This is a genomic window from Terrisporobacter mayombei (genome assembly GCF_020748465.1).
Lineage (GTDB): Bacteria > Bacillota > Clostridia > Peptostreptococcales > Peptostreptococcaceae > Terrisporobacter > Terrisporobacter mayombei.
This window is the reverse complement of the sequence record NZ_JAHZMP010000061.1, coordinates 1-589: the sequence shown is the minus strand read 5'-3', so window position 1 is coordinate 589 and position 589 is coordinate 1. Positions and strand designations below refer to the sequence as shown.

At 33.1% G+C, this 589-nt stretch carries 1 protein-coding gene and 1 pseudogene; both read left to right on the top strand.

Annotation, left to right across the window (positions count from 1 at the left end; translation table 11 throughout):
* Nucleotides 1–208 (top strand): annotated as a pseudogene (locus K0039_RS20300) (translation elongation factor Ts); the annotation flags it as partial.
* Between the two features lie 83 nt (nt 209–291).
* The coding region (locus K0039_RS20295; protein ID WP_438948077.1) for an amino acid kinase family protein at nt 292–589 on the top strand (298 nt) is incomplete at its 3' end.

Here is a 589-nt window from a genome sequence, read left to right as displayed (position 1 = left end):
ATTAGAAAAAGAATTAAAAGAGGTTTGTTTATTAGAGCAAACTTTCGTTAAAAATCCAGATATAACTGTTAAACAATTAGTTGCTGATGTTGCTAAGGCAGTAGGTTCTGATATAAAAGTTGTTAAAGTTGTGAGATTCGAAGTTGGTGAAGGTATACAAAAGAGAGAAGAAAACTTTGCAGAAGAAGTTGCTAAGCAACTTAAGTAATAACCAAAGAGAGAACACGCAGGTGTTCTCTTTTTTAAAAAATAGAAAAAATGGATATGAAGGATTGAAATAGGAGGTTTCTGATGGATAAACCAATGTACAAAAGGGTATTGTTAAAATTAAGTGGAGAAGCATTAGCAGGAGAAAAAGGTTTTGGTATAAACAATGATGTAGATAATGATATTGCTATTGCTATAAAAAAAATACAAGAAATAGGTGTTGAAGTAGCTGTAGTAGTAGGTGGAGGAAACTTCTGGAGAGGTAGAACTAGTGAAGGAATGGATAGAACTACTGCTGACTATATAGGAATGTTAGCTACAGTTATGAATGCAATGGCGCTACAGGATGCACTAGAAAATATAGATGTTGCTACAAGAGTTC